Origin of the sequence: Campylobacter concisus (genome assembly GCF_902460895.1) — a bacterium.
Lineage (GTDB): Bacteria > Campylobacterota > Campylobacteria > Campylobacterales > Campylobacteraceae > Campylobacter_A > Campylobacter_A concisus_BC.
This window is the reverse complement of record NZ_CABPVL010000043.1, coordinates 1-639: the sequence shown is the minus strand read 5'-3', so window position 1 is coordinate 639 and position 639 is coordinate 1. Positions and strand designations below refer to the sequence as shown.

Here is a 639-nt window from a genome sequence, read left to right as displayed (position 1 = left end):
TTTAAGCTACTTTGATTTTTAATATACTTTATCGCTGCATCTTTGGCATTGATGCCACTATCTTGTAAATTTAGAGCTTTGTTTAGATAGTCGCTAAAACTATCTTCTTTTAGTTTTGCATATCTATCTTGTTTACCATCTCCTGGTATAAATCTACCAGCTTTATAATCCATGGCATGTTTTAACTCATGCCCTAGAGTGCTTACAAACTGATCAACATTTTTAATGTGAGCTAAATTTAGTATTATTGATCCATTATTGAAATGTCCGAAAAATTCTTTATCGTCTTTTCCTTTTGCAAATTTATCATCAATTATTCTTAAAGATATGCCATTAAGGTCAAGACCTGCTCTACTTGCAAATAGCTCTATAAATTTATTTCCTAAGGCTTCTTTTTCTTCTATGGTGACACTATCATCTATTAGTTTTTGAGCCAGTTCTTTGCCTAATAGTTTCCCAGCTTCATACTGTGCAACATTTTCTTTTACTTCACTATTAAAATTAAACTCACCTGTTTCTATAATTGCATTTAGTGCTTTTGTTATGGCAGTGGCTGTATTAAACTCATCTTTGATATCCTTTTGCCCACTCTTAGTTAGCACCCTTAAATCCATACTACCATCTACATTTGAGCTTATG

1 protein-coding gene is annotated in these 639 nt (G+C 32.1%); it reads right to left on the bottom strand.

Annotation, left to right across the window (positions count from 1 at the left end):
• Positions 1 to 639: hypothetical protein (locus F3G98_RS10685; RefSeq protein ID WP_188117017.1), on the bottom strand; the 639-nt coding region annotated here is incomplete at both ends.